This window comes from Prevotella sp. C561, assembly GCF_000224595.1.
Classification (GTDB): domain Bacteria; phylum Bacteroidota; class Bacteroidia; order Bacteroidales; family Bacteroidaceae; genus Prevotella; species Prevotella jejuni.
The window spans coordinates 1-5,765 of record NZ_JH114162.1 but is presented as its reverse complement, the minus strand read 5'-3'; the positions used below and the strand labels follow the sequence as shown (position 1 = coordinate 5,765).

Sequence of the window (5,765 nt, the reverse complement as noted above, 5' to 3'; positions counted from 1 at the left end):
GATATTTGTTCTGGAGACCATTGCTCAGTAATAAGAAGGCGCTTCGCCTCTTCCATGACATCCTTGTCGACTGAACGATTGCCTGGCTTTCTGCGCCTTGTTTGTACTGCATTTGCTTGGGCAGTTTCCCAATTATAGTGTCTTCGGACTCCGCTATTACGTCTTATTTCACGAGACACTGTACTTGCACTTACATTTATCGCCTTGGCAATATCTTTTTGTTTCGTTCTATTTTGGAGTAGCACAGAAATTGTGTACCTTTGCTCCGAGGTTAATTGTTTGTACATTGCAATGCAAAATTAATTAATCTTTGGGAGACAGAGGTCTCCCTTTCTTATTTTTATGCATTGCTTGTTGATTTTCTTCTCATGGGGGCTTCTCGCCCCCAAACCCCTCGGTGTTTTCAGGTATAGATTATTAAGCTACACCAGCACTTGGGATTGCAGTTCTATGTTGAACTTGCGTTTTAATTAATTCAAAATTATAAATTCAAATCTATTATGATGACAAAGAAAACCTTAGTCGTTGGTCTGCTGGCAATGTTCTCAGTGACCACTTTCGCACAGACAACTACAAAGAAGATTAAAGACGTTCGTACACAGCCCGACCTCTACTACCTTCAGGACGGACAACAGGCAAGTTCTCTCGAACTGCTCCCTGCTCCTCCGCAGCCAGGAAGTATCCAGTTCCTTTACGATCAGGCTCAATATCAGTGGGGAAAGATGCAGCGCGACACTCCACGAGGCGACCAAGCAGCAGCTGACGCACGTGTAGGTGGCGACGGAGTACCTAATGCCTTCTCTGAAGCCTTCGGTATTAAGATTAGCAAAGAGACAACTCCAGAGATCTACAAGCTCGTCTTGAATATGCGTGAGGACGCTGGCGACTTGGCTACACGCAGTGCTAAAGACCACTACATGCGTGTTCGTCCATTCGCTTTCTACAAAGAAATGACTTGCAACCCAGAGCAACAACAGGAGCTGTCAACCAATGGTTCTTATCCATCTGGCCATACGGCTATCGGTTGGGCAACTGCTCTTGTACTCTCAGAGATTAATGTCGACCGTCAAAATGAGATACTTGAACGTGGCTACCAGATGGGCCAGAGCCGTGTTATCTGCGGTTATCACTGGCAGAGCGACGTAGATGCAGCACGCATTGTCAGTGCTGCTGTCGTAGCACGTCTCCATGCTGACCCTTCTTTCCAAGAGCAGTTAGCTAAGGCGAAGAAGGAGTTTGCGAAGCTAAAGAAGGAGGGTAAGATTGCAAAGAGCACCTTTAAGGCTGCCAACTAAGCCGTAAAGGAAAAGCGAGAAAGGAGTTAACTTCGTCTGATGATATCAACTATCTGTCAGAGACTTAACTCCTTTCTCTCCCTCAACCTATCACTCTCTTTAGAGTAGAAAACCTAATTTTATAGAATATAGACAACATAAATACATCTATGAAAAGAATTATCCTTATGGCAGCCTGTGGCTTAATGGCCTGTACAGGTGCCTTTGCTCAAGACGAAGAGCCAAAGTTAGTAGTTAAACCCTCAGGTCGTATCCTCATGGATGCAGGCGTTATGCACTCAACAGACGAGACACTTAACGACCAACTTAACGATGGTGTTGCCATCCCAGACGTACGTATGGGAGTCAGCGCAACCTACGGTAAATGGAAAGCAAAGGTCGATGTCGGTTATGCTCGACAAAGTCTTTCTCTCAAGGACATCAGCCTCGACTACAATTTCGACAAAGAGAACCTTATTCGTATGGGCTACTTTGTACATCAGTATGGCCTCCAGAGCGGTACATCCTCAAGCTTTAAGATTTCGATGGAGGAGCCTTTGGCCAACCAAGCCTTCTTCAATAGCCGTTTGATAGGTGCTATGTACGTGCATGCTGGCGACAAGTTCCACGCTACTGCATCAGTGTTTGCTGAGAACGACGCAATGAAGATGACCACTGATAAGCTCGGTAACGAGGCATGGGGTGCGATGACACGATTGGTATGGCGCCCATTGACTGAGCGTGGTAAGATTTTCCATATCGGTATCAGTGGTGCTTACGAGTCTCCACGTTATAACAAGAATGCTGCTCTCAGCCATAAGTCTTACACTTTAAGAGCTCCTTTCCCAACACGTATAGCCAACGTCGCTGCTCAAGAGGCTACCATCTCTGACGCTAAAGCACTGTGGAAATTCTCTCCAGAAATGAACCTTGCAGTTGGTAACTTTGGTCTTGAAGCTCAGTACTTCTACGTAGGTATCAAGCGTGACAACGCCATGCCAAACTACAGTGCATGGGGTGCTTATAGCAATGTACGCTACTTGCTCAAGGGTCAAGGTTATACTTATACCAAGGCAGATGCGGGTATTGCCACCCCAGACCCAGGTTCTTTGGAGCTTGTTGCGGCCTATAACTACTCAACCTTAACGGACAAGGACGCCAATATCTACGGTGGTAAGGTTAACGATTGGTCGTTGACTTTCAACTATTACCTCAATAAGTACATGATTTGGCGAGTACGTGGTTCTATCACACGGGCCACTGACAACGCTGCATTCAACAATAATACGTTCTCTATCTTAGAGACTCGTCTGCAGATAAAGTTCTAAAACTCCGATAATTCACAACCTATTGTCGCACACTATGGGTTGTGAATTATGACTTAATAAAGTATTACTACAATGAGAAAAATCAATTCTTTCGTCCTCCTTCTGATACTGGCTCTACTCTGCCCAGTATTGGCTCAGGCACAGCTTCAGCGTTCTGACGCTTTCAAAGGGAAATATAAACTAAAAGAGGTTGTTATCCTCTCTCGTCATAACATCCGTTCACCGCTTTCAACCAATGGTTCTGCACTGAGCAAGATGACGCCACACGAGTGGACAAACTGGTCATCGGCTGCCAGCGAGTTAACGCTCAGAGGCGGTGTGTTAGAGACTGAGATGGGACAGTTCTTCCGTAAGTGGACCATCGAGACAGGGCTGTTCAAAGACAATTATGTACCTTCTATTGATGAGGTAAACGTGTATGCTAACTCCATGCAACGCTGTATCGCTACGGCACAATACTTCTCAAGTGGGTTCATGCCAGTGGCTGGCTTACGCGTAAACCACCGTTATGTTCCTTCAAAGATGGACCCAATCTTCTTCCCACGCCTTACTAAGAGTACACCTGCCTTCCGCTCTGAAGCAATGAAGCAAATCAACGCCATGGGTGGGAAAGAAGGTCTTGTTGGTATCAACAAGGGATTAAAAGGAAGCTACGACCTCATTGCCAAGGTCTTAGACATGAAGCAAAGCGAGTATTATAAGAAAGGAGAAGTAAAGGACTTCACCACCAACGACACCCAAATCACGCTCGAACTCAATCAGGAACCAGGCATGAAAGGTTCGTTGAAGAATGCTAACTCGGCCTCTGATGCGTTTATCCTTCAGTATTACGAGGAGCCTGATGGCATGAAGGCTGCCTTTGGTCATAAGCTCACAACGGACGATTGGACTAAGATTGCTAAGGTGAAAGATGTCTATGGAGACGTTCTTTTCACAGCACCTATCGTAGCTGTCAACGTTGCTCACCCTCTTCTACAGTATATGTACGATGAGTTAAACGACAAAGACCGTAAGTTTACCTTCCTCTGTGGCCACGACTCAAACATTGCCAGCGTTGATGCAGCCCTTGGAGTAGAGGAGTATTCACTCCCAAACTCTATCGAGAAGAAGACACCTATCGGTTCAAAGCTTGTTATAGAGAAGTGGGTTGATGCTACAGGAAAGGCTTTTATAGCCGTAAACCTCGTTTATCAGAGTACTGACCAGCTCAAACAGATGTCTTTACTCGACCTCCAACACGCTCCACAGATTTTCTCTTTGAAGCTGAAGGGGCTCAATCAGAATGTTGACGGACTATATACTTTCGAGGATGTCAACGCTCGCTTCCTCCAAGCTATCCGTGCATACGATGATATTAAGTAAATAAGTAGTGGGCAAGTAGACGATTTCTGGAGTTAGCAAGTAGACGAGTTTAGGAGTTAACAAGTAGACAAGTTACATGTCACGTTACCTCCGCTCGTTCCTCTGTTACTCTGTCCTCCCGACAAGCAACTTGTTAACTCGTCTACTCGTCCACCTTGTCTACTTACTCTGTTACTCTGTCTATCTGTCAAGTAGACGAGTTTTAGGAGTTAACAAGTAGACGAGTTACTTGTGATGTAACCCATCACTCGTTCCTCTGTTATTATGTCTCTCTTACAAGCAGCTTGTTAACTCGTCTACTCGTCCACCTTGTTTACTTACTCTGTTACTCTGTCCTCCCGACAAACAACTTGTTTACTCGTCTACTCGTCAACCTTGTCTACCAGTCTACTCTCGCCAACCATACTTATACATCGTATATCCGTCTGTCCCTTTCCCATCCCCTATATATCTGAAAGAAGAAGGGAAGGCACCCTTGACAATAAGCTCTGTAGCATACTCATAACTAAAGGTATCAGCATCAACAGCTATCATATGCCAAGGATAATACACATGGTTCTTGTCCTTTGCATAATTCTCACACTCCTTGTCGATTGTCTTATTCACATAAAAAGTGCTGATATCCACATCTTTCATAGGCTCAACATATCTGACAAGGACGGCCGAATCGCCTAAAGCAGCATAGATTTTATCATTATGCCGCCAATAGAAACCAATCCGTTCGTTCTCTTTCAATTGCCTCCAATGCCCACGTTCCTTATAATCACCGTAGGGTTTACAGGCCACAAGGAGCAATAAAGTAACAAGAATAAACACGTGTCTCATATCCATATAGACTTTATCAGAGTAGGACAAACAGCTGATTGACAGCGATTACTTCAGATACTCATCATCACGAACAAGCACCTTTTCTATCTTACCAACATACATCGTGTGAAGATTTCCTTCTGGATAAGCCTGCTCGAAAATGTCTTTATCAACAAAGCCACTCTCTTTTAAGTCGGCAACATACTCTTTCTTACAGATAAGAACCATCTTTGCTTCCTTAAAATAAACACTATTATCGGCAAAAACCTTTGTCAGTCCTGCCTTCTCAATCTTGTCTTCATCACGTCCAGAGACCGTACCGAGATAAGCCATCTGCTTCTTGAAAGATGCGTCCATGACGCAGAGTGTGAAGTAGTCTTCCCTGTCCACGAACGTCTTTGTATATCTACTGGCACGGATATAGGTCACTGCTGTTGGGTCGTTATGGCCCCACATACAGCCAAGGTGTCCCCAACTGATTGTCATAGTGTTACATCCATCCTTCTCATTACCCGCTGAGACTAACATCCACTCCCTACCTAAGAGGTCGAATGGATTGAACTTTAAGTCCTTATAACTTACTTCCTTCATCCTAATAAATTATTTATTATACCAATAAAAACTTTTACCGCATACAAAAGTAAGACTTTTATATGGTTAAACAAAGCACTCTGAGAAGAATTTTGGGACAGGGGAACAGGACAAGGGAACAGGCTGCTTGCAAGAAAGACATAGTAACAAAGGAACATTTTTATAGTAACGAGTAGACGAGAGAACTGGCTGCTTATCGAGAAGACAGGGTAACAAAGGAACATTTTTATAGTAACGAGTAGACGAGGGAACTGGCTGCTTATCGAGAAGACAGGGTAACAAAGGAACATTTTTATAGTAACGAGTAGACGAGGGAACTGGATGCTTATCGAGAAGACAGGGTAACAAAGGAACATTTTTATAGTAACGAAGTAGAAGAGAGAACTGGCTGCTTATCGAGAAG

The 5,765-nt window shown here is 44.3% G+C and carries 6 protein-coding genes; 3 read left to right on the top strand and 3 right to left on the bottom strand.

Annotated features, from left to right (window positions below; translation table 11 throughout):
* On the bottom strand, positions 1–287 hold a 287-nt coding region (locus HMPREF0666_RS15355), incomplete at its 3' end, for a helix-turn-helix domain-containing protein (RefSeq protein ID WP_009013300.1).
* A 216-nt stretch (positions 288–503) separates the two neighbouring features.
* On the opposite strand from HMPREF0666_RS15355, the gene HMPREF0666_RS15350 reads away from it, so the two are divergent.
* From HMPREF0666_RS15350 to HMPREF0666_RS15340, 3 genes are all read left to right on the top strand, one after another.
* On the top strand, positions 504–1,295 hold the full coding sequence (locus tag HMPREF0666_RS15350; protein ID WP_042856513.1) for a phosphatase PAP2 family protein: 792 nt from the start codon (positions 504–506) through the stop codon (positions 1,293–1,295).
* A gap of 149 nt (positions 1,296–1,444) precedes the next feature.
* Positions 1,445–2,602 (top strand): OprO/OprP family phosphate-selective porin, encoded by a 1,158-nt coding sequence (locus tag HMPREF0666_RS15345; RefSeq protein WP_009013298.1) that lies wholly within the window; start codon positions 1,445–1,447, stop codon positions 2,600–2,602.
* A 72-nt stretch (positions 2,603–2,674) separates the two neighbouring features.
* Positions 2,675–3,964 carry a histidine-type phosphatase gene (locus HMPREF0666_RS15340; protein WP_009013297.1) on the top strand — a complete coding sequence of 430 codons (1,290 nt, stop codon included), beginning with the start codon at positions 2,675–2,677 and terminating at the stop codon, positions 3,962–3,964.
* A 387-nt stretch (positions 3,965–4,351) separates the two neighbouring features.
* Here HMPREF0666_RS15340 and HMPREF0666_RS15335 read toward each other — a convergent pair whose 3' ends face one another.
* Entirely contained in the window at positions 4,352–4,795 is a 444-nt protein-coding gene (locus HMPREF0666_RS15335; RefSeq protein ID WP_232214143.1) for a hypothetical protein, read from the bottom strand.
* Between the two features lie 42 nt (positions 4,796–4,837).
* On the bottom strand, positions 4,838–5,362 hold the full coding sequence (locus tag HMPREF0666_RS15330; RefSeq protein ID WP_009013295.1) for a flavin reductase family protein: 525 nt from the start codon (positions 5,360–5,362) through the stop codon (positions 4,838–4,840).
* Positions 5,363–5,765: the final 403 nt, after the last annotated feature.

What these genes read in the sequence shown, in the direction of transcription:
- HMPREF0666_RS15350 (WP_042856513.1), top strand. Translation starts at nt 504, where the DNA reads ATGACAAAGAAAACCTTAGTCGTTGGTCTGCTGGCAATGTTCTCAGTG.
- HMPREF0666_RS15345 (WP_009013298.1), top strand. Translation starts at nt 1,445, where the DNA reads ATGAAAAGAATTATCCTTATGGCAGCCTGTGGCTTAATGGCCTGTACA.
- HMPREF0666_RS15340 (WP_009013297.1), top strand. Translation starts at nt 2,675, where the DNA reads ATGAGAAAAATCAATTCTTTCGTCCTCCTTCTGATACTGGCTCTACTC.
- HMPREF0666_RS15335 (WP_232214143.1), bottom strand. Translation starts at nt 4,795, where the DNA reads ATGGATATGAGACACGTGTTTATTCTTGTTACTTTATTGCTCCTTGTG.
- HMPREF0666_RS15330 (WP_009013295.1), bottom strand. Translation starts at nt 5,362, where the DNA reads ATGAAGGAAGTAAGTTATAAGGACTTAAAGTTCAATCCATTCGACCTC.